Annotated in this window: 18 protein-coding genes; 13 read left to right on the plus strand and 5 right to left on the minus strand. The window is 72.8% G+C overall.

The genetic code is table 11. The features are described 5' to 3' along the window. Nucleotides 1–13 precede the first annotated feature (13 nt). On the minus strand, nucleotides 14–1237 hold the full coding sequence (locus tag L6E17_RS04650) for an Ig-like domain-containing protein (protein WP_268984703.1): 1224 nt from the start codon (nucleotides 1235–1237) through the stop codon (nucleotides 14–16). A gap of 86 nt (nucleotides 1238–1323) precedes the next feature. Here L6E17_RS04650 and L6E17_RS04655 point away from each other — a divergent pair, with 86 nt between their 5' ends. Then, entirely contained in the window at nucleotides 1324–2025 is a 702-nt protein-coding gene (locus L6E17_RS04655; protein ID WP_236239443.1) for a hypothetical protein, read from the plus strand. Next, entirely contained in the window at nucleotides 2022–2702 is a 681-nt protein-coding gene (locus tag L6E17_RS04660) for a hypothetical protein (protein ID WP_236239444.1), read from the plus strand. The genes L6E17_RS04655 and L6E17_RS04660 overlap by 4 nt, the downstream gene beginning before the upstream one ends. Here L6E17_RS04660 and L6E17_RS04665 read toward each other — a convergent pair. Then, nucleotides 2699–3448: a hypothetical protein gene (locus L6E17_RS04665; RefSeq protein ID WP_236239445.1), complete on the minus strand. Its 750-nt coding sequence runs from the start codon at nucleotides 3446–3448 to the stop codon at nucleotides 2699–2701. The genes L6E17_RS04660 and L6E17_RS04665 overlap by 4 nt on opposite strands. Nucleotides 3449–3553: 105 nt before the next feature. Here L6E17_RS04665 and ggt point away from each other — a divergent pair, with 105 nt between their 5' ends. The 9 genes from ggt (at nucleotide 3554) to L6E17_RS04705 (ending at nucleotide 13352) form a co-directional block, all read left to right on the plus strand. Then, the gene (gene ggt, locus L6E17_RS04670) at nucleotides 3554–5377 is read left to right on the plus strand and encodes a gamma-glutamyltransferase (RefSeq protein ID WP_236239446.1); all 1824 of its coding nucleotides are present in this window, start codon (nucleotides 3554–3556) and stop codon (nucleotides 5375–5377) included. 117 nt (nucleotides 5378–5494) lie between these two features. Continuing rightward, nucleotides 5495–6127, plus strand: a complete 633-nt coding sequence (locus L6E17_RS30870) for a hypothetical protein (RefSeq protein WP_308315822.1) — start codon at nucleotides 5495–5497, stop codon at nucleotides 6125–6127. A 212-nt stretch (nucleotides 6128–6339) separates the two neighbouring features. Continuing rightward, on the plus strand, nucleotides 6340–6777 hold the full coding sequence (locus L6E17_RS30875) for a hypothetical protein (RefSeq protein WP_308315823.1): 438 nt from the start codon (nucleotides 6340–6342) through the stop codon (nucleotides 6775–6777). Nucleotides 6778–6971: 194 nt separating this feature from the next. Then, nucleotides 6972–7823 carry a nitrilase-related carbon-nitrogen hydrolase gene (locus tag L6E17_RS04680; RefSeq protein WP_236239447.1) on the plus strand — a complete coding sequence of 284 codons (852 nt, stop codon included), beginning with the start codon at nucleotides 6972–6974 and terminating at the stop codon, nucleotides 7821–7823. Continuing rightward, nucleotides 7820–9106, plus strand: a complete 1287-nt coding sequence (locus tag L6E17_RS04685) for an aspartate aminotransferase family protein (RefSeq protein ID WP_236239448.1) — start codon at nucleotides 7820–7822, stop codon at nucleotides 9104–9106. Before L6E17_RS04680 ends, L6E17_RS04685 begins: the two co-directional genes overlap by 4 nt. A gap of 49 nt (nucleotides 9107–9155) precedes the next feature. Next, on the plus strand, nucleotides 9156–10565 hold the full coding sequence (gene hydA / locus L6E17_RS04690) for a dihydropyrimidinase (protein WP_236239449.1): 1410 nt from the start codon (nucleotides 9156–9158) through the stop codon (nucleotides 10563–10565). A 9-nt stretch (nucleotides 10566–10574) separates the two neighbouring features. After that, complete coding sequence (locus L6E17_RS04695; RefSeq protein WP_236239450.1) at nucleotides 10575–11588, plus strand: TIGR03842 family LLM class F420-dependent oxidoreductase; 1014 nt, start codon at nucleotides 10575–10577, stop codon at nucleotides 11586–11588. Between the two features lie 515 nt (nucleotides 11589–12103). Then, nucleotides 12104–12514 carry an Imm10 family immunity protein gene (locus L6E17_RS04700; protein WP_236239451.1) on the plus strand — a complete coding sequence of 137 codons (411 nt, stop codon included), beginning with the start codon at nucleotides 12104–12106 and terminating at the stop codon, nucleotides 12512–12514. A 316-nt stretch (nucleotides 12515–12830) separates the two neighbouring features. Continuing rightward, nucleotides 12831–13352 (plus strand): hypothetical protein, encoded by a 522-nt coding sequence (locus tag L6E17_RS04705; protein WP_236239452.1) that lies wholly within the window; start codon nucleotides 12831–12833, stop codon nucleotides 13350–13352. Between the two features lie 127 nt (nucleotides 13353–13479). On the opposite strand, the gene mmsB is transcribed toward L6E17_RS04705, so the two are convergent. The 3 genes from mmsB to chvE all read right to left on the minus strand — a co-directional run bounded on the left by mmsB (nucleotide 13480) and on the right by chvE (nucleotide 17545). After that, a complete protein-coding gene (gene mmsB, locus L6E17_RS04710) occupies nucleotides 13480–14724 on the minus strand; it encodes a multiple monosaccharide ABC transporter permease (protein ID WP_236239453.1) in 1245 nt (414 codons plus the stop codon). After that, nucleotides 14721–16292 carry a multiple monosaccharide ABC transporter ATP-binding protein gene (gene mmsA / locus L6E17_RS04715; RefSeq protein WP_236239661.1) on the minus strand — a complete coding sequence of 524 codons (1572 nt, stop codon included), beginning with the start codon at nucleotides 16290–16292 and terminating at the stop codon, nucleotides 14721–14723. Before mmsA ends, mmsB begins: the two co-directional genes overlap by 4 nt. 143 nt (nucleotides 16293–16435) lie before the next feature. Beyond that, on the minus strand, nucleotides 16436–17545 hold the full coding sequence (gene chvE / locus L6E17_RS04720; protein WP_236239454.1) for a multiple monosaccharide ABC transporter substrate-binding protein: 1110 nt from the start codon (nucleotides 17543–17545) through the stop codon (nucleotides 16436–16438). Between the two features lie 226 nt (nucleotides 17546–17771). Here chvE and L6E17_RS04725 point away from each other — a divergent pair, with 226 nt between their 5' ends. Together L6E17_RS04725 and araB are read left to right on the plus strand one after the other, a co-directional pair. Beyond that, the gene (locus tag L6E17_RS04725; protein ID WP_236239455.1) at nucleotides 17772–18824 is read left to right on the plus strand and encodes a LacI family DNA-binding transcriptional regulator; all 1053 of its coding nucleotides are present in this window, start codon (nucleotides 17772–17774) and stop codon (nucleotides 18822–18824) included. Nucleotides 18825–19395: 571 nt separating this feature from the next. Beyond that, nucleotides 19396–21102, plus strand: a complete 1707-nt coding sequence (gene araB, locus L6E17_RS04730; protein ID WP_236239456.1) for a ribulokinase — start codon at nucleotides 19396–19398, stop codon at nucleotides 21100–21102. Nucleotides 21103–21136: the final 34 nt, after the last annotated feature.

Here is a 21136-nt window from a genome sequence, read left to right on the forward strand (position 1 = left end):
CCGGCGGCCGGATTCACCGCAGGGCGCTCTTCGCCTGCCACTGCTCCCACGACAGGTTCCACTCGCCGTAGCCGTTGTTCAGGGCCTGGGTGCCCTTGGCGTCGTCCCCCTCGATCTCGAACGGGTCGCCCACCTGCACCTGCCCGTACACCCACCGGGCGTCGGCGTCGGTCATGCCGATGCAGCCGGAGCTCCTGTTCGCGCTGCCCATGTACCGGGCGTTCCAGGGCGCCGCGTGCGCGTACATCCCGGACCAGGTCAGCCGCATCGAGTAGTCGACCATCTTGTCGTACGCGTCGCCGAGGCCGACCGTCTCGGAGTTCATGTTGATGGTGCCCTCCTTCGACATCAGGACGGTCCGGCCCCGCCACGACGCCTTCTCCCCGCCGGGCGTCCCGGCCGACATGGGGATCTCCTTGACGGTCTGCCCGTCACGCACGAGCGTGAGCCGGTGGCCGTCGAGGTCGACCTTCACGACCTGGTTCCTGCCGACGGCGAAACCGGTGACGTAGTCGCGGACGAACCAGCCGCCGTCCGGACCGGAGTCCACCCCGTTCAGCTCGGCGTTCAACGTGACCTTCGTACCCGGCTTCCAGTACTCGCGGGGCCGCCAGTCGACGCGGTCCTTGCCGGACCAGTCCTGCATCCAGCCCCAGGAGCCCTCCGTGCCGTTCGACGTGGTCACCTTCAGCGCCTTCTCGACCGCCGCCTTGTTCTTCACCGGGTGGTCGAAGACGATCGACAGCGGCTGGGCGATGCCGACCGTGGTGTTCTTGCCGGGGGCGAGGGTCAGCTTGTTCACCTTCTGCGCCGCGGCGGTCGCGAACTCCGCCTTCGCGGTGCCCCCGCCGGCATCGCGCGCCTCCACCGTGTAGCCGGTGCCCGGCGCGGCGCCGCGCGCGGACGTCCAGCTCCTCCCGTCGGCGGCCACCTCGCCGGCGAGCACGGCGCCCTGCGAGTCGGTCACGGTGACCTGCTTGAGGGTGCCCTCGGCCAGCGACACCTTCACGGGGCTGCCGGGCGCGGCCTCCTTGCCCGTCAGGTTCACGGCGATGCGGGTCTCGGGCTTGGCCTTGCCGTCCTGGCCGGCTCCTGCGGCGCCGCCGCCGGAGGGGCCGCTGCCGCCCGAGCACGCCGTCAGGGCCGCGGCGAGGACCGCGGTGCCGGCGAGGGCGCCGGCGCGGAGCGCGGTGCGGGGACGTATGCGGGCGCGACTGAGGGCGCGGGTGCGGCTCAACGGACAACCTCCGGTGTGTTCCTTCGTCTCTGGGAGAGAGGGCGAACAGCGGGGGCGGGTTGCGGAGAAACCGAAGAATTTCCGACGTGTCGGTCTGGGGCTGGCACGACCTCGACTCCCTGCTGAACACCAAGAACATCGACAACCAGAGCCGCGCCTCGCTGGGCGGCACCGTCCTCAAGGCCGGCAACCGCCACCAGCTGGCGGAGGCCATGGCGGAGGTCCGGGCGGCCAAGCACGCCGCCGACGCCGAAGCCGCGGACGGCACCAAGGTGTACGCGGCGGTGGGCGCCAAGAAGGGCCGCCAGTCCGTCGACTTCGGGGACGGCACGTCGGCCGACGTCAGCGCCATCGACGACGCGGACGTCGTGTACAAGGGCAAGGACGGCAAGGTCCATGTCGTGGAGGTCAAGAACACGGCCAACGCCACCACGCAGGCGTCCATGCCGGCCCAGGCCGAACGGCTCGCGGACTGGGCCGCGCAGGACGGGGCGAACCCGCCTCGGGCCGCCCGCTACGAGATCCAGACCCAGCAGGGCTGGGACAGGATTTTCGACGGCTTCCAGCGGGACAAGAAGACCGGCACGACCCCGCCCGGCACACCCGCGCAGACCTTCGCGGACAACGGACTCACCGCCCGCGTCGCCGGCCAGGACATCACCCCGTCGCAGCTGACGGCCATGAACGACGCGTGGAACGCCAAGTCCGACGCCGAGAAGCAGGCAGCCCGCGACTCCGGCAAGATGAAGGACCCGAAGACCGCGATGGAATACCTGGGGGTCTCGTGACCGAGGAGAAAGCCCTGGAACTGAGGCCGACGGACCCTGTTCCGGGCGAGACGCCGCTGCTGCCCGAGGTGGTGCGGGCGTACCCGTTCTCCTGGGGCGACGGCTTCGCATGGCCGCCGGAGACGGAGGAGAGCGACCGGTCACTCGGCTACGCCCGTGCCGTCTTGGAGGCCTGTCTGCCGCAGGAGCCGCCGGCCGGGCCGGAGCCGCCGGGCGAGCGGGGGAACGCGTTCGAGGACGAGTACGGAGGCTGGCCCGAGTGGTCGGCGGTGCGCCGAGTGCTGCGCGGCCGCATCTCGTACGCGAGCGAAGTGACCCGCGCGTCCATGGAACGCGCCGAGGCCGAGTGCGCGGCGCTGGGCCTGGACACGACCGCGTTCACCGAGCGGTGGGTGCTGCGGATCAAGGGCTGGATCGCCGAGGAGACCCTTTACTGGTGCGGCCTCATGGTCGACGACGAACAGGCCCTCGCCCCGTGGCTGCCGGAGCTCGCGGAGCGCTACGCCCGACGGGGGTTCGCCGCGCGGGAGGCCGTGGTCGCCCTCCTGTGCACCAAGGCGCTCCCGGAGAGCCAGGACGCCCTCCTCCGGCTCCGGGACTGCCCGACGCTGGACGAGGAGACACGCGAGCGCGTCGCGTACTGGTACGAAAAGGAGTACGAGGGACCGCGGGGCTAGGTGGTGGGGCTCTGGGCCGCGACCGGCTCGGTCGGGGCCGGGATCGGGGCCGGGGTCGTGGCATTGCGGGTGATGTCGGCGGACAGTTCGACGACGTCCGGGCCGTACGCCTCCGAGTTCACCACCTTCAGGAGGAGGACGAACGGCTCCCGCTTGTACGTGCGGGCCAGCTTCTCGTGGTGGCGGACCAGGTAGCGGGTGGCGGCCTGGTTGGTGATGGAGCTCTGGCCGCAGATGAGGAAGACCGGGCGTTCGCCCTCGCCCGCGGTGAGCCGGGCCAGCAGCACGTACTCGCTGGTCTTGGGCTCCTGCCGGTACTCGTCCGGGCCGATGTGGAAGACCACCCTGCGCGGCTCGGCCTCGAAGTCCACCCGCACACCGGGGAGCAGGGTGCGGAGGTGCGCCTGCGTGCGCTGGTTCGAGTACGGGCCGCCCAGGCAGAACTCCGTGCGCTCCCCGAAGCCCTGCTGCGCCTGGTCGTGGCGGACGATGCGGGCGTGCGCGTCGCAGTCCCGTATCAGCGCGGACAGCTCCAGCAGCGCGAACACGTCGTTGCGGTGCACGCCGTCGCCGTCCGCCTCCCGGTTCACCACCAGCAGGCACTCGGAGTTCCCCGGCAGGCCGAAGAACGCCTGCTTGCGCCGGAGCCTCCTGCGCCACAGCGCCGTGCGCGCCAGCCAGCCCAGCGAGGCGCTCACTCCGGCGGCCGCCACGCCCAGCACGATGTCCCGCAGGTTCTCGTCCATGAGGGCGCATGCTAGCGGGGACACGCGCCGGTGTTCGAGGGGGTCCTGGCCCCCGGAGCCGGCCGAAGTTACCGTGTGCGGACGGCCGTTGACTGGAGGTATGCGGTGCTGCGTCGGTCCCGTCGGTTCCTCGTCCGGTACGCCTCCCTCGTCGCCGTCTCCGCGACGGCGCTGACCACCGGGGCGGCGCCGCCTCCGGCCCCCGCCCCGCCCCCGCCCGCCAAGACACCCGTCGCCGTCGGCCACGGCGGGGCCGTGGCCAGTGTGGACGCCGACGCCTCGGCCGCCGGCATCGCCGTGCTCAAGGCCGGCGGCAACGCCGTGGACGCCGCCGTCGCGACCGCGGCCGCGCTCGGCGTCACCGAGCCGTACTCCGCGGGCATCGGCGGTGGCGGCTACCTCGTCCACTACGACGCCCGCACGCGCACCGTCCACACCATCGACGGGCGCGAGACCGCACCCGCGTCGGCGACCGCGACCCTGTTCCTCGACGGCGCAGGCGCGCCCCTGCCGTTCGGCGAGGCCGCGACCAGCGGACTCGCCGTCGGCGTGCCCGGGACTCCCGCGACCTGGGACGCGGCCCTGGACGCCTGGGGCACGAAGTCCCTGCGCGAGCTGCTGAAACCGGCCGAGCGGCTGGCCCGCGAGGGCTTCGTCGTCGACGAGACGTTCCGCGCGCAGACCCGGGCCAACGAGGACCGGTTCCGCGACTTCCCCGCCAGCGCCGCACTGTTCCTGCCCGGCGGCGCGCTCCCCGAGGCCGGCTCGGTCCTGCGGAACCCCGACCTCGCCCGCACGTACGCCAAGCTCGGCCGCCAGGGCAGCACCCGCGCCATGTACCGGGGCGACCTGGCGCGCGACATCGTCCGCACGGTGCGCAACCCCCCGGTACGGGAGGGCGCCGGACGCACCGTACGGGCCGGGGACCTGACGGCACGCGACCTCGCCGCGTACGAGACGGTGCGGCGGCGGCCCGCGAAGGTGTCGTACCGCGGGCTCGACGTGTACGGCATGGCGCCCTCCTCGTCGGGCGGGACGACGGTGGGCGAGGCCCTGAACATCCTGGAGGGCACGGACCTGCGACCCGCCGCCGCCCCCGAGGACGCGTACCTGCACCGGTTCGTCGAGGCCAGCCGGATCGCGTTCGCGGACCGCGGCCGGTGGGTCGGGGACCCGGCGCACGAGGACGTGCCGCTGGAGGGGCTGCTGTCGCAGCGGTTCGCGGACGCCCGGGCCTGCCTCATCAAGGACGACACCGCCCTCACCAGCCCCCTGCCCCCGGGCGACCCGCACGACGCCGCCCCCGGCTGCGAGCCGTCCGGGAAGGCGGTCCCCACCCCGTACGAGGGCGAGAGCACCACGCACCTGACGACCGCCGACCGGTGGGGCAACGTCGTCGCCTACACCCTGACCATCGAGCAGACCGGCGGCAGCGCCATCACCGTGCCGGGCCGCGGCTTCCTGCTCAACAACGAGCTCACCGACTTCTCCTTCGCCCCCGCCGACCCCGCCGTCCACGACCCGAACCTGCCCGGCCCGGGCAAGCGCCCCCGCTCCTCGATGGCCCCCACGATCGTGCTGGACCGCCACGACCGCCCGGTCCTCGCCCTGGGCTCCCCGGGCGGCGCGACCATCATCACGACCGTGCTGCAGACCCTGACCGGGGTCCTCGACCGGGGGCTCCCGCTGGTGGACGCCATCGCCGCGCCCCGGGCCAGCCAGCGCAACCAGGAACGCACCGACATCGAGCCCGGACTCGCCGGACAGCACCGGGCCCGGCTGGCCGAGCGCGGCCACGCCTTCCGCGAGGTCCCCGAGATCGGCGCGGCGACGGGCGTGCAGCGCCTCCCCGGCGGCCGCTGGCTGGCGGCCGCCGAGAAGGTGCGGCGCGGCGGCGGCTCCGCCATGGTCGTCCGCCCCGCGAGCTGACCCGGGAGCGAAGCCTCCGGTTCGCAAACTCCCCGTAGCGGCGCCGTAACACGACTCGGGTCGAATGCGGTGCGTGGCAGGGTCGCCGTCGAAGCGTGCAGGGGCGTGGGTGTGCCGATGACCGAGCAGCAAGCCGGCCGGGCTTCCGTGGAGTTCGCACACTGGCTGGGGGAGCTGACCGCGCTGATCGACCCCGGGAGCGGGTGGTACGGCGTCTTCCTGGCGCGGGACCCGGACGGCATGCGGGCCTGCCTGTCCGGGGACGAACTGCCGCCCTGGGACGTCGTGGAGGCGCTCCTCGGGGACTTCGCGGAGCTGCGCGGCGAGGAGCCCGGCCGGGCGCAGACCGCCCGGGCCCGCCGGCTCCACGCGTCCGCCGCCGCAGAGCGCGACGCCCGGCCCGGCGCGCGCCGCGCGCTCCTCGACCGGCTGCAGGCGGCCCTGCGGGAGCAGGCCCGCGCCGCCGAACGCGCCCGGGAGCTCACCGCGCGGGCCGGCACCGCACCCGACGGGGCGGGGCGGCTCGCGCACGACCTGGCGTGGCTGCGCGACGACCACGCCCGCGCCACCGCCCGGGCCGCCGAACTGCGGGCCCGGCTCGCGGCCCTCCCGCAGGACGCCGGACCGCGCCCCGCGCCCGTACGGCCCGAGCCGACCGCCCCCGCGGAGAGCGGGGCCGCAAGCGGCGCAGGCCCCGCGGTGCCCGGTACGCCTGGCTGGACGAGTCCGGCGGGGACGGCGGGCCCGTGACCGCTCCCCCGAGGCCGGGCCCGCCGTCCCCGCGGGGGCCGCGCCGACCGGCGCCCGCTTCGGCGGCGGGGGCGCGGACGACGGGCCGCCCCGCCCGCCCTGCCCGAGGCGGGACCCGTCGCCGCCGGTGACCGGGCCGCGGTCGCCCGCGCCGTGTCCGCGCTCCTCGGCCTGCGGGCCGGAGGCCGCGGCGGCGAGGCGCACGCGCTGCTGTGCGAGGCCGCCCGCTGGCCCGCCGTACGGCTGCCGCTGCTCGCCGCGGGCTGCACCGCGCCGGGCTGGCCGCCGACTGGGCGACCCTGCTGTGGGAGGCGGTGTCCCTGCCGACCGCGCACCTGGCCGACGTCGCCGCGGCGCTCGCCGCCGCCGGCCGGGAGGACGACGCCCGGCAGCTCCTGCGGCAGGGCGTGACCCGGCCGGGCGAGGACGTCGCGGCGGCCGTGACCGGGCAGCGCGCCTCGCGGTGGGGCGCCCGTGCCCTCGTCGAGGTCTTCGTCGCGGTGCGGTCGCCGGAGGACACCGCCCGGTTCGCCGCCTGCGCCCCGCACCGGCTGGTGCCCGAGGTGCTCCGGGCCGTGCGGACGGCGGCCCCGGCGCGCGAGGCGGCGGTCGTGCACGCCCTGCGCGTGGCGGGCCTCGTCGTCACCTGAGGTGCCGACGGGCGCGAACCGTCGCGGCACGGCCTCGGTGTGACCGCTATGGACCAGTCGGGTGCGAAAAATGATCGACTTCAGTGGGCGACAGCGGCGGTCTTGCCCCGGGATGTGACGGGGCTTACGTTCTCCTCCTACGCATCGCTCTACGTGCGTAGAGGCTCTCTGACGCCGTGCCGAAGGAGCAGCTCATGTCCCAGCCCGCCCAGACCGTGCGCGCCGCGCTCGTCCAGGCCACCTGGACCGGCGACACCGACTCGATGATCGCCAAACACGAGGCCCACGCCCGCGCGGCCGCCCGCCAGGGCGCCCGGGTCATCGGCTTCCAAGAGGTGTTCAACGCCCCCTACTTCTGCCAGGTGCAGGACACCGAGCACTACCGCTGGGCCGAGCCCGTTCCCGACGGGCCCACGGTCCGCCGCATGCAGGACCTGGCCCGCGAGACCGGCATGGTGATCGTCGTCCCCGTCTTCGAGGTCGAGGACTCCGGCTTCTACTACAATACCGCCGCCGTCATCGACGCCGACGGCAGCTACCTCGGCAAGTACCGCAAGCACCACATCCCGCAGGTCAAGGGGTTCTGGGAGAAGTTCTACTTCCGGCCCGGCAACCTCGGCTGGCCCGTGTTCGACACGGCCGTCGGCAGGGTCGGCGTCTACATCTGCTACGACCGGCACTTCCCCGAGGGCTGGCGGCAACTCGGCCTCAACGGCGCCCAGCTCGTCTACAACCCCTCGGCCACCCACCGCGGCCTCTCCTCCTACCTGTGGCAGCTGGAGCAGCCCGCGGCCGCCGTCGCCAACGAGTACTTCGTCGCCGCCATCAACCGCGTCGGCCAGGAGGAGTACGGCGACAACGACTTCTACGGCACCAGCTACTTCGTCGACCCCCGCGGCCGGATCGTCGGCGACACCGCCTCCGACAAGGAGGAGGAACTGGTCGTCCGCGACCTCGACTTCAGGCTCATCGACGAGGTCAGGCAGCAGTGGGCGTTCTACCGCGACCGGCGCCCCGACGCGTACGAAGGACTGGTGGAGCCGTGAACGACGACCTCCTCGCCCGCCGCAGGACCGTGCTGCCCGACTGGCTCGCCCTCTACTACGACCGCCCGATCGAGATCACCCGCGGCGAGGGCCGCCACGTCTGGGACGCCGACGGCCACCGCTACCTCGACTTCTTCGGCGGCATCCTCACCACCATGACCGCCCACGCCCTGCCCGAGGTCACCCGGGCCGTCAGCGAGCAGGCCGGCCGCATCATCCACTCCTCCACCCTCTACCTGAACCGCCCGATGGTCGACCTGGCCGAGCGGATCGCCGCCCTCTCCGGCATCCCCGACGCCCGGGTCTTCTTCACCACCTCCGGCACCGAGGCCAACGACACCGCGCTCCTCCTCGCCACCGCGTACCGCCGCTCCAACCAGATCCTGGCGATGCGCAACAGCTACCACGGCCGGTCCTTCTCCAGCGTCTCCGTCACCGGCAACCGCACCTGGACCACCAGCACCCTGTCCGCGCTGCGCACCCTCTACGTGCACGGTGCCGTCCGCACCCGCGGCCCCTTCGCCCGGCTCTCCGACGCCGACTTCACCGCAGCCTGCGTCGCCGACCTGGAGGACCTGATCGGCCACACCGGGGACATCGCCGCCCTCATCGCCGAACCCGTCCAGGGCGTCGGCGGCTTCACCGCACCGCCCGACGGGCTCTACGCGGCGTTCCGGGAGGTCCTCGACCGGCACGGCATCCTGTGGATCAGCGACGAGGTGCAGACCGGCTGGGGCCGCACCGGCGAGCACTTCTGGGGCTGGCAGGCGCACGCCGCCGGCGGCCCGCCCGACATGCTCACCTTCGCCAAGGGCATCGCCAACGGCATGTCCGTCGGCGGCGTCGTCGCCCGCGCCGAGGTGATGAACTGCCTGGACGCCCAGTCCATCTCCACCTTCGGCGGCTCCCCCGTCACCATGGCCGCGGGCCTCGCCAACCTGTCGTACCTCCTCGAACACGACCTCCAGGGCAACGCCCGCCGCGTCGGCGGCCTCCTCCTGGAGCGGCTGCGCGCCATCTGCGCCGCAGTCCCCCTCGTCCGGGAGGTGCGGGGCCGCGGCCTGATGATCGGCGTCGAACTCGCCGACCCCGACACCGGCGCCGCCGCCCCCCAAGCCGCCGCGGCCGTCCTCGAAGCCGCCCGCGACCGCGGCCTGCTCATCGGCAAGGGCGGCGGCCACGACACCAGCGTCCTGCGCATCACACCGCCGCTCAGCCTCAACGTCGCAGAGGCCGAGGAGGGCGCCGCCCTCTTCGCACAGGCCCTGCACTCCGTCCGGTGAGCCCGGTACCCGTCCGCGTCCACGGCAAGCAAGGGGGCCGACCCGCACCATGAGCACCCGCATTCTCGTCCGAGGCGGCCTCGTCGTCACCGCCGCCGAGGAGACCCACGCCGACGTCCTCATCGAGGACGGCCGCATCGCCGCGCTCGCCGCGCACGGCAGCAGCGCGGCGGAGACCTGGGCCGACGGCGCCGACCGCGTCCTCGACGCCACGGGCAGGTACGTCATCCCGGGCGGCGTCGACGCCCACACCCACATGGAACTGCCCTTCGGCGGCACGTTCGCGTCCGACGACTTCGAGACAGGCACCCGCGCCGCCGCCTGGGGCGGCACCACCACCATCGTCGACTTCGCCGTCCAGACCGTCGGCCACACCCTGCGCGAAGGACTGGACGCCTGGCACGCCAAGGCCGACGGCAAGTGCACGATCGACTACGCCTTCCACATGATCCTCTCCGACGTCGACGACTCGTCGCTGAAGGAGATGGACCTCCTCGTCCAGGAGGGCGTGACCAGCTTCAAGCTCTTCATGGCGTACCCGGGGGTCTTCTACAGCGACGACGGCCGCATCCTGCGCGCCATGCAGCGGTCCTCCCTCAACGGCGGGCTGATCATGATGCACGCCGAGAACGGCATCGCCATCGACGTCCTCGTCGAACAGGCCCTGGCACGGGGCGAGACCGACCCCCGCCACCACGGAGAGGTGCGCAAGGTCCTGCTGGAGGCCGAGGCCACGCACCGGGCCATCCAGCTCGCCCGGGTCGCCGGAGCCCCGCTGTACGTGGTGCACGTGTCGGCGGAGGAGGCCGTCGCGGAGCTGGCCGCCGCACGCGACAAGGGCCTGCCGGTGTTCGGGGAGACCTGCCCGCAGTACCTGTTCCTGTCCACCGACAACCTCGCCGAGCCCGGTTTCGAGGGCGCCAAGTACGTGTGCAGCACGCCGCTGCGGCCGCGCGAGCACCAGGCGGCGCTGTGGCGGGGCCTGCGCACCAACGACCTCCAGGTGGTGTCCACCGACCACTGCCCGTTCTGCTTCAAGGGCCAGAAGGAACTGGGCCGCGGCGACTTCTCCAAGATCCCCAACGGGCTGCCGGGCGTGGAGAACCGCATGGACCTGCTGCACCAGGCGGTGGTGGACGGCCACATCAGCCGCCGCCGCTGGATCGAGATCGCCTGCGCGACCCCGGCCCGCATGTTCGGGCTCTACCCGAAGAAGGGCACCATCGCCCCGGGCGCGGACGCGGACCTCGTCATCTACGACCCGCACGCCCGGCAGACCCTGTCCGCCGCCACCCACCACATGAACGTCGACTACTCGGCGTACGAGGGCAGGACCGTCACCGGACAGGTCGAGACCGTCCTCTCCCGCGGCCGGGTCGTCATCGACCGCCGCACCTACACCGGCCGCCCCGGACACGGCGTCTACACCCCGCGTTCCACCTGCCAGTACCTGGACTGAGGAAACCCCATGGACTTCGGACTCGTCCTGCAGACCGACCCCCCGGCCTCCCAGGTGGTCAGCCTGATGAAGCGCGCGGAGCGCAACGGCTTCCGCTACGGCTGGACGTTCGACTCCGCCGTGCTGTGGCAGGAGCCGTTCGTCATCTACAGCCAGATCCTCGCCCACACCACGAAGCTGCACGTCGGCCCGATGGTCACCAACCCCGGAACCCGCACCTGGGAGGTCACCGCCTCCACCTTCGCCACACTCAACGACATGTACGGCAACCGCACCGTGTGCGGCATCGGCCGCGGCGACTCGGCGATGCGGGTCGCCGGCCGGAAACCCGACACCCTGGCCCGCCTCGGCGAGGCCATCGGCGTGATCCGCGACCTGGCGGAGGGCCGAGAGGCCGAGGTGGACGGCCGGCCCGTCCGCATCCCGTGGATCCGCGACGGCCGCCTGCCGGTGTGGATGGCCGCGTACGGCCCCAAGGCCCTCGCCCTGGCCGGGCGGAAGGCCGACGGGTTCATCCTCCAACTCGCCGACCCGTTCCTGACGGAGTGGATGGTCAAGGCCGTCCGCCGGGCCGCCGCCGACGCCGGCCGCGACCCCGCGTCGGTCACCGTCTGCGTCGCCGCGCCCGCGTACGTCACCGCCGACGACTCGCCGGCCGCCCTGGCCCACGCCCGCGACCAGTGCCGCTGGTTCGGCGGCATGGTCGGCAACCACGTCGCCGACCTCGTGGCCCGCTACGGCGAGCACTCCGACCTGGTCCCGGAGGCCCTCACGGCGTACATCAAGGACCGGCAGGGCTACGACTACAGCCACCACGGCCGCGCCGGGAACCCCTCCACCGACTTCGTCCCCGACGAGATCGTCGACCGCTTCTGCCTCCTCGGCCCCGCCGAGGCCCACCGCGACAAGCTGCGCCGCCTCCAGGACCTGGGCGTCGACCAGTTCGCGGTGTACGCCATGCACGACCACCGCGAGGGCACCATCGACGCGTACGGCTCGGACGTCATCCCGGTGGTCGGCTGAACACCGCCGCCTCGGGCTGCTGCGTCAGCACGTTCCCCTGCGGGTGCGCCTGCCCTCTGCCGCTCCGCGGTGTTCGCGCGGCGCGTGCTGCCGCTCCCCGACGTACGGGCCTCGACCCGCACAGCGGACGGTGGGGAGCCCCGGCGTGGCCGCATGACGGCCTCGCCGCGGGCCCGCCACACCGGCGGGCACACGACTGCGGTACAGGGCGGGCCGGCCGCCCGCGCAGCAGATCGCCGTCGGCCGGGAGCGGTGGGAGGAGGTGGCAGGCCGTTCCTGTACGACTGCGGCATGACCCGCACGGCACACGACCAGGGGACGTGGAGCGATACCGGCGGCCGCCGCCCCGCTGCAGTGCGCGCCGCCCCTCAGGCCGCCCGGCTCCGGCGTGCCGAGCCGGAAAGGGCGGTGGCCTGCCTGCCTGGGCGCGGGCAGGCGGTGAAGCGTGACTTTGGTGAGGACGCAGGGCTCGCCCCACCCCCCGGCGCGGCTGGGCGCACTGATAGAACCCCGTCATGACATACCGGTTCATCGCCCGTGTCGTCACGACCGAGATCGACCCCGACGGGTACTTCACCGAAGCCGCTCTTGCCGAGGGTGAGGACGGAAGCGGTTTCCTCATGATGTTCATGGCAGGAGAAGAAGACCCCGATGAGCAGGAGGCCGCCCTCGGGATGGACACGCACTGCCTGGTCACGGCCGGACAGGGCACCGCGTACGGCTGTGTTCGGGAAGCCGTCCTGACGGGCAACGTCCTCCGCATCGTGCTTGACCCCGAAGCGCTGGGAGATCTGCGGCTGACCGACCCCGAGGTCGAGGCCGTCCTCGAGGCACCGGCCGAGGACGTCAGGCGGTTTCGCGAAGTCCTCGCTCAGGTGCTCGGGTACGGGCGGGTGGACGCGGTGCCCAGCCGGGTCGGTATCTGACGCGCGGTCTGCGGAGGCATCCACGGCTGACAGCCCTGCCGATCGGCGGGACCACCGTCGCCCGCCGCCCCGTAGGGCCATCCGGGAAGGGCCGGGGCGCCTGCGCCCTCATCACCGTTCCCCTCGCCCCGCCCGATTCGTCCACGGCATCGACGCGCTTCGACACCTGTGCGGAGGCGGGAACCACGAGACGGGATCAGGGTCGGGGTGTTCATGAAGCTCGACCGCACCCGCACGGGGCGACTGGGGAAGAGGCCGAGCACTGGCGTATGTTCGCGCCTGTGACACGTACCGTGAGATCCCGACGGCCGGCCCGGTGAGCGGCTGGTGGAAGTATCTGGATGAGCGGACCCGGCGGGAGGTCGATGCCGACGTGCTGCGCGACCGCCGGCTGCCGGCGGTCAGATCCGTCCGGGAGGCGTTGCGCCCGCTGGGGGTGGGCCTGCACGAAGCGGAGGGGGTGGTCCGCGCGCGGTACGAGGCCCTGGGCGACCGCGTACAGCACACGCCGCCGGATCCGCTGGACCTCCCCTCGCTCGCCGCCCGCGCCGCGGCTCTGCCGGGCCGTGTGGCGGCGGTGGAGGCGCTGTGGGACGGGGACACGGTGCACGACTGGTTCGTGCTCCTGGTCGCGGTCCTGGACTCCCCGGAAGGGGAGGGCCACCTGGCGACTGTCCACCGCCGGTCCGACGGCCCTCCCCTGGGTGTCACGGCCACCGAGGCCGGGCAGGCGCTGGCCGACCACCTTTGCGTGCCCTTCCACTTTGCGTCTCCGGACCTCCCTGATGACGACGCCCCGCGCTGGAGGACGACCCGACGGTCGGTGGAGGACCCGTGACCGGGGGCGTGGAGCGGGGAGCGGGAGGAGGGCCCGCCGCGAGGCCCACTGCGGGGACACCGCGTGAGAGGGCATGCCGGCACGGCGGTGCCCGCCGGGCGGCGGCACCCGGCGGGCGCGGGTGGCGTCAGGCGCCCGCCCTCCGCTTGTTCCACACGTCGAAGCCGACCGCCGCGAGCAGCACGAGGCCCTTGATCACCTGCTGCCAGTCGGTGCCCACGCCGACGAGGTTCATGCCGTTGTTGAGCACGCCGAGGACCAGACCGCCGATGATGGCCCCCAGGACGGTCCCGACGCCCCCGCTCATCGACGCTCCGCCGATGAACGCGGCGGCGATGGCCTCCAGTTCGAAGGTCACCCCGGCCTTCGGGGAGGCCGCGTTGAAGCGGGCCGCGAAGACGAGACCGGCGAGGGCCGCGAGCATGCCCATGTTGAGGAACACCGCGAAGGTCACCTTCCTGTCCTTGACGCCGGACAGTTTCGCGGCGGGCAGGTTCCCTCCGATCGCGTACACGTGGCGGCCGATCACCGCGTTGCGCATCACGTAGCCGAAGCCGACCAGCAGCGCGGCCAGGATCAGCAGGACCACGGGCGCGCCCTTGTAGCTGGCGAGCAGCAGGCTGGTGACCAGGACGGCGGCGACCAGCGCCGTCACCTTGAGCGCGAACAGGCCCGCGGGGAGCGTCTCCAGGGCGAACTCCCGCTGGCGACGGCGGTCCCGCACCTCCTGGAACACCACGTAGGCGATCAGCCCCAGGCCGAGGAGCAGGGTGAGATTGTGGTAGTTCGTCTGCGGGCCGACCTCGGGCAGGAACCCGTTGGCGACCTGCTGGAGCCCTTCCGGGAAGGGGCCGAGTGTCTGGCCCTTGAGGAAGATCTCCGTGAGCCCGCGGAACAGCAGCATCCCGGCGAGGGTCACGATGAACGACGGTATGCCGACGTACGCGATGAAGAATCCCTGGAGCGCGCCCGCGACGGCGCCGAGGAGCAGGGTGAGGAGCACCGCGACGGGCCAGGAGACCCGGTGCTCGACCATGAGCACCGCCCCGACGCCGCCCACCAGGGCCATGAGGGAGCCCACCGACAGGTCGATGTGCCCGGAGATGATGACGATCATCATGCCGATGGCCAGGATGAGGATGTAGCTGTTCTGCAGCACCAGGTTGGAGACGTTGCGCGGTAGCAGGAGGTCGCCGCCCGTCCAGACCTGGAACAGGAGCACGATCAGGCCGAGCGCGAAGAGCATCCCGTACTGGCGCATGTTCCGCCGGACGCCGTCCAGGAGGACCCGGCCCACCGGTGTCCCGGTGGACGGGGGTCCGCTGTCCCCGGGCGCCGGGGCGTTCGTCCTCGTGCCGACTTCGGTGCTCATGCCTGGTGCCCTTCGCTGGAGGCGGGGTCTGCGCTGACCGCCGGTGGTGCGGGGGTGTCCTGTGTCATGTGCCGCATCAGCACTTCCTGGGTGGCGTCCTCGCGGGAGACCTCGCCGGTCAGCCGTCCGGCGGCCATGGTGTAGACGCGATCGCACATGCCGAGCAGTTCGGGCAGCTCGGAGGAGATGAGGAGGATCGCCTTGCCCTCGGAGGCGAGCCGGTCGATGACGGTGTAGATCTCGTACTTGGCCCCGACGTCGACTCCGCGCGTGGGCTCGTCGAGGATGAGGACGTCCGGTCCGGCGAGGATCCACTTGCTGAGGACGACCTTCTGCTGGTTGCCGCCGGAGAGCCGGCCGACCGGTTCGAGGACGTTCGGGGCCTTGATGTTCATGGTCCGCCGGTACTGTTCGGCCACCTTGCGCTCCTCGTGCCCGTCCACGATGCCGCGGCGGGCGAGGGTGCCGAGGGACGCGAGGGAGATGTTCCGGCTCACGGAGTCCCCGAGGTCGAGCCCGTAGTGCTTGCGGTCCTCCGTGACGTACGCGATGCCGTGGGCGACCGCCTCGGGGACCGTACGGGTCCGTACCTCGCGGCCGTCCCTGAGCACGGCGCCCCGCTCGTAGCGGCCGTAGGAGCGGCCGAAGACGCTCATGGCGAGCTCGGTCCGGCCGGCCCCCATGAGTCCCGCGACGCCGACGATCTCGCCGCGGCGGACCCGGAGCGAGACGCCGTCGACGGCCTTGCGGCCGCGGTCGACCGGGTGGCGCACGGTCCAGTCCCGGATCTCCAGGGCGGGTTCGGCGTCGGTCGGGCCCTCGTACGGCGTGCGGTCGGGGAAGCGGCTGTCGAGGTCCCGTCCCACCATGCCGCGGATGATGCGCTCTTCGCTGGTGGCCGGGTCCCCGACGTCGAGGGTCTCGATGGTCCGCCCGTCGCGCAGGATGGTGACGGAGTCCGCGATCCGGGCGATCTCGTTCAGCTTGTGCGAGATGATGATCATGGTGACGCCCTGGCTCTTCAGCTCCCGCATCAGCCGCAGCAGCTTCGCGCTGTCCTCGTCGTTGAGCGCCGCCGTGGGCTCGTCGAGGATCAGCAGCCGGACGTCCTTCGCCAGCGCCTTCGCGATCTCCACGAGCTGCTGCTTGCCGACCCCGAGGTCACCGACCCGGGTGCCCGGGTGTTCGTCCAGACCGACCCGCCTGAGCAGGGCGGAGGCGCGGCGCAGCGCCTCGTGCCAGTCGATGATCCCGCGCCGGGCCGGCTCGTTGCCGAGGAAGACGTTCTCGGCGATCGAGAGATGGGGGACGAGCGCGAGTTCCTGGTGGATGATGACGATGCCGCGCTGCTCGCTGGCCCTGATGTCCTTGAAGCGGCACGGCTCGCCGTCGAGGAGGATCTCGCCCTCGTAGGTCCCGTGCGGGTGGACGCCGGACAGGACCTTCATGAGGGTCGACTTCCCGGCACCGTTCTCTCCGCACAGGGCGTGCACTTCGCCGCGCCGCACGGAGAGGGTCACCTCGGAGAGCGCCCTGACCCCGGGGAAGGTCTTGACGATGGACCGCATTTCGAGGACGGGGCCGCCCTGGGACGTGACCGGGATCCCGGGGGAGTGCGGCGGGGCGGGGGTGCCGGGGGAGTGCGGCGGGGCGGGGGTGCCGGGGGAGTGCGGCGTGGCGGGGGTGCCGGGGGAGTGCGGCGCGGCGGGGGTCACCGCAGCTCGCCGGCGTCGATGTAGCCGGAGTCGACCAGCACCTGCCGGTAGTTCGACTTGTCGACGCTGACCGGGTCGAGCAGGTAGGCCGGGACCACCTTCCTGCCGTTGTCGTAGGTGGTCTCGTCGTTGGTCTCGGGCTTCTCGCCGGCGAGGACGGCGGTCACCATGTCCGCGGCGACCTGCGCGAGTGCGCGGGTGTCCTTGTAGACGGTCTGCGTCTGCTCGCCTGCGATGATCGACTTCACGGAGGCGACCTCCGCGTCCTGGCCGGTGACGATGGGCAGCGGCTTGTCCGCACTGCCGTAGTCGTCGGACTTCAGGGCGGACAGGATGCCGATGGAGATGCCGTCGTACGGGGACAGCACGGCGTCGACGCGGGCCGTGGAGTACGAGGAGGTCAGCAGGTCGTCCATGCGCTTCTGCGCCGTCCCGCCGTCCCAGCGCAGCGTGGTCACCTGGTTGAGCCGGGTCTGCTGGGAGCGAACGACCAGCTGCTTGGTGTCGAGGTAGGGCTTCAGCACCTTCATCGCGCCGTTGAAGAAGTACTTGGTGTTGTTGTCGTCGTTGGATCCGGCGAACAGCTCGATGTTGAAGGGGCCCTTCTTCGCGCCGCTCTCCAGTCCCAGCTTCTCGACGATGTACGAGGCTTGGAGCTCGCCGACCTTCGCGTTGTCGAAGGACGCGTAGTAGTCGACGTGGGGCGAGCCCAGGATGAGCCGGTCGTAGGCGATGACCGGGATGCGGGCGTCCGCGGCCTGCTGGAGGACGTTGGACAGGGCCTCGCCGTTGATGGCGGCCACGACGAGGGCGTCGACGCCCTGGGTGATCATGTTCTCGATCTGCGCGACCTGCTGGTCGGGGTCGTCCTCGCCGTACTGCAGGGTCGTGGAGAAGCCGGCCTTCTCCAGGCTCGCGGTCATGTTGCGGCCGTCGGCGATCCACCGCTCGGAGGACTTGGTGGGCATGGCGATGCCGATGGTGAGGTCCTGCTTGTCCTTCGAGTCCTGGCTGCCCCCCTCGCTGTCCTGTCCGCAGGCGGTCAGAAGCAGGGCGCAGCTGGTGGTCACGGCCAGGAGGGCGGATACGGATCGGAACTTCTTCATGGGCGTTACCTGGCAATCCCGTCGTCGAGGGCGGCTCCGGCCGGGACGGCCTCAGCGGCGGCGCGTGTCCCCGCACCACCGGGACGGCACCGCTCCGGCTGGGTGGCCGGGGCGTCCGCACCCCGGTCGAGCTAGATTGTTAGCGCTCACAACAGCGTGATACAAGAGGCGCTAAGGTTTTTCTCGCATCGATACGCAGCCGTGAGCAGGGAGAGGGAAGGCAAACGTGGCGCATCCCGCGGAAGGCGTCCGCCCCCCGACGATGGCCGACGTCGCACGGGAGGCCGGGGTCTCCCACCAGACCGTCTCCCGCGTGCTGAGCGGTCACCCGAACGTGCGCGCGGCCACCCGCGAGCAGGTCACCCTGGCCATCGACCGGCTCGGCTACCGCCGCAACTCCGCCGCGCGCGCCCTCGTGACGCGCCGCACGAGGACGCTGGGCGTCATCGCCGTCAACACCGCCCTCTACGGCCCCGCCAGCACCCTGACCGGCCTTGAGGAGGCCGCCCGCGAGGAGGGCTACCTCGTCTCGACCGTCAGCCTGCGCTCGGGAGGGGGGCAGGGGCAGGGGCTCAAGGACGCCATCGACCACCTCGCGGCCTGGGGCGTGGAGGGGGTCGTCGCCATCACCCCGCAGCGCTCCCACGTGCAGGCGCTCGCCGAACTGGACGCGCCCTTCCCCGTGGTCACCGTGGAGGGAGGCCACCAGTTCGACCTGCCCGGGGTCTCCCTCGACCAGGAACGCGGCGCCCGCATGGTCACCGAGCACCTGCTCGCCGCCGGGCACGCCAACGTCTGGCACGTGGCGGGGCCCGACGACTGGCTGGAGAGCGAGGCCCGGACGGCGGGATGGCGCGCCGTCCTGGAGGAGAGCGGCATCCGCCCGCCGCGCGTGCTGACGGGGGACTGGAGCCCGCTGTCCGGCTACCGTGCGGGGCAGGAACTCGCGGGCCTCGCCCTGAGCCGCCGGGGGGCCACGCCCGTCACGGCCGTCTTCGTCGCGAACGACCAGATGGCCCTCGGCGTCCTGCGGGCGCTGCGCGAGGGCGGCATCCGCACCCCCGCGCAGGTGGCCGTCGCCGGCTTCGACGACATCCCGGAGGCCGAGTACTTCCCTCCGCCGCTGACGACGGTCCGCCAGGACTTCGCCGCCATCGGGCGCCGCAGCATCGGGCTGCTGGTGGACCATATCGAGGGACGCGCCCGGAAGGCCGAGCACCTCCTGGTCGAACCGCAGCTCATCATGCGCGCGAGCACCCGCCCCCCGTACGAGCCCTGACGCATGCCGGGCGGCTCGCGCCGCCGCCGCCCGGCCCCCGGGCGGGAGACCTCCTGCGGGAGGCCTCCGGTCGGTCGCGCGTCGCGGTGCGGCGTGCGTGCGACGGTGCGGGCGGGGGTGAGTGCGGGGGCGCCGGCGGGTGCGGGTGGGTGCGGGGGCGCTGGTCCGGGTGGTGCTGGGGCGTTGGTCGTCGGCTCGCTCGTGGTCTGGCGGTGTGCGGTTGCCGGTTCGCCCGCGCCGGTGTTGGGTCCGGGCGGCGTTGGATTCGGCAGCGTTGGGTGCGGCTGGCGCTGGTCGGGGTGGCGTTGGGTGCGGGTGGTGCTGGGTCGTTGGTTGTCGGCTCGCTCGTGGCCTGGCGGTGTGCGGTTTCCGGTTCGCCCGCGCCGGTGTCGGTCTGCCGGTCGTCGGGGTGCGTGACCGGCTTCCCCCGCGTGCAGAGTGAGCGCTCACTCTGCACGCCCCCTTTTCCTCGTGTGCCGGACAGAACCGCTCTCGGTCTTGCCCCACAGGATTGTTAGCGTTAACAATCTGAGTGCTCCTCCGGCCCTGCCCATCACGAGAGAGACCCACTGTGACCGCACCCGCCCTTCCCGACCCCGCGGACCGCCACCACCCCGGGGCCTGCACCATCGGAGTCGACTTCGGCACCCTCTCCGGGCGTGCCGTCGTGGTCAGGGTCCGGGACGGCGCCGAACTCGGTTCGGCGGTCCACGAGTACCGCCACGCCGTCATCGACGACCGCCTGCCCTCCGCGGGAGCCCTGCTGCCGCCCGACTGGGCCCTGCAGCACCCCGAGGACTGGCGCGACGTCCTGCGCACCGCCGTTCCGGCGGCACTCGCCGACGCCGGAGTCGATCCGGCCCGCGTCATCGGCATCGCCACCGACTTCACCGCCTGCACGGTGCTGCCGACCACCGCGGACGGGACCCCGCTCGCCCTGACCCCCGAGTGGGCCGACCGCCCCCACGCCTGGCCCAAACTGTGGAAGCACCACGCGGCCCAGGCCCAGGCCGACCGCATCAACACCCTCGCCCACGCCCGCGGCGAGAAGTGGATCGCGCGGTACGGCGGCAGGATCTCCGCCGAGTGGCAGTACGCGAAGGCCCTGCAGGTCCTGGAGGAGGACCCCGCCGTGTACGCCGCCTGCGCCCGCTGGATCGAGGCGGCCGACTGGATCGTCTGGCAGCTGACCGGCACCGAGTCCCGCAACGCCTGCACCGCCGGCTACAAGGGCATCCACCAGGACGGGGCCTACCCGTCGCCCGCCTTCCTCGCCCGGCTCCACCCGGACTTCGCCGACTTCGCCGCCACCCGCCTGGAGCACCCGCTGTCCCCGCTGGGCTCCCGCGTCGGCGCCCTGAGCGGCCGGGCCGCGCACTGGACCGGACTGCCCGAAGGCATCGCCGTCGCCGCCGGCAACGTCGACGCCCACGTCGCCGCACCCGCCGCGGGCGCCGTGGAGAACGGCCGGATGCTCGCCATCATGGGGACCTCCACCTGCCACGTCCTCAACGGCGCCGCACTCGCCGAGATACCCGGCATCTGCGGGGTCGTCGACGGCGGCATCGTCGAGGGCGCCTACGGCTACGAGGCCGGCCAGAGCGCGGTCGGCGACATCTTCGCCTGGTGGCTCCGCCAGGGCGTCCCGGACCACTACCGCGCCGAGGCCGAGGCCACGGGCGAGGACCTGCACGCGCTCCTGACCCGCAAAGCCGCCGACCAGCCGGTCGGCGCGCACGGTCTGGTCGCCCTGGACTGGATGAACGGCAACCGCTCCCCCCTGGTCGACCACCACCTCTCCGGGGTCATCGCCGGTCTGACCCTCGGCACCCGCCCCGAGGACGTCTACCGCGCCCTCCTCGAATCCACCGCCTACGGCACCCGCGTGATCGTCGAGAGCTTCGAGAGCGGCGGCATCCCCGTCGAGGAGTTCATCGTCACCGGGGGGCTGAAGAAGAACGCCCTGCTGATGCAGATCCACGCCGACGTGCTGCGCCGCCCCGTCTCCGTCGGCGCCTCCGACCAGGGGCCGGCGCTCGGCTCGGCGATCCACGCCGCCGTCGCCGCGGGCGCCTATCCCGACGTCCGCTCCGCCGCCTCCGCCATGGGCAGCGTCCAGCGCCACGCGTACGTGCCCGACCCCGTACGGGCGGACGCCTACGACGCGCTCTTCGGCGAGTACCGCGCCCTGCACGAGCACTTCGGCACCGGCACGGACCTCCTCCTGCACCGGCTGCGGCGGATCCGCAACGCCGCACGCGCGGCCACGGCCGGCTGACCGGCCGCAACGCCGCACGCGCGGCCACGCCGGC

The organism is Streptomyces sp. CC228A (assembly GCF_021390935.1).
GTDB lineage: Bacteria > Actinomycetota > Actinomycetes > Streptomycetales > Streptomycetaceae > Streptomyces.

Excerpts from the sequence above, each read along its gene's own strand:
- L6E17_RS04665 (WP_236239445.1), bottom strand. The coding sequence starts at position 3,448 with ATGGACGAGAACCTGCGGGACATCGTGCTGGGCGTGGCGGCCGCCGGA.
- L6E17_RS30870 (WP_308315822.1), top strand. The coding sequence starts at position 5,495 with ATGACCGAGCAGCAAGCCGGCCGGGCTTCCGTGGAGTTCGCACACTGG.
- L6E17_RS04680 (WP_236239447.1), top strand. The coding sequence starts at position 6,972 with ATGTCCCAGCCCGCCCAGACCGTGCGCGCCGCGCTCGTCCAGGCCACC.
- hydA (WP_236239449.1), top strand. The coding sequence starts at position 9,156 with ATGAGCACCCGCATTCTCGTCCGAGGCGGCCTCGTCGTCACCGCCGCC.
- L6E17_RS04695 (WP_236239450.1), top strand. The coding sequence starts at position 10,575 with ATGGACTTCGGACTCGTCCTGCAGACCGACCCCCCGGCCTCCCAGGTG.
- L6E17_RS04700 (WP_236239451.1), top strand. The coding sequence starts at position 12,104 with ATGACATACCGGTTCATCGCCCGTGTCGTCACGACCGAGATCGACCCC.
- mmsB (WP_236239453.1), bottom strand. The coding sequence starts at position 14,724 with ATGAGCACCGAAGTCGGCACGAGGACGAACGCCCCGGCGCCCGGGGAC.
- mmsA (WP_236239661.1), bottom strand. The coding sequence starts at position 16,292 with ATGCGGTCCATCGTCAAGACCTTCCCCGGGGTCAGGGCGCTCTCCGAG.
- chvE (WP_236239454.1), bottom strand. The coding sequence starts at position 17,545 with ATGAAGAAGTTCCGATCCGTATCCGCCCTCCTGGCCGTGACCACCAGC.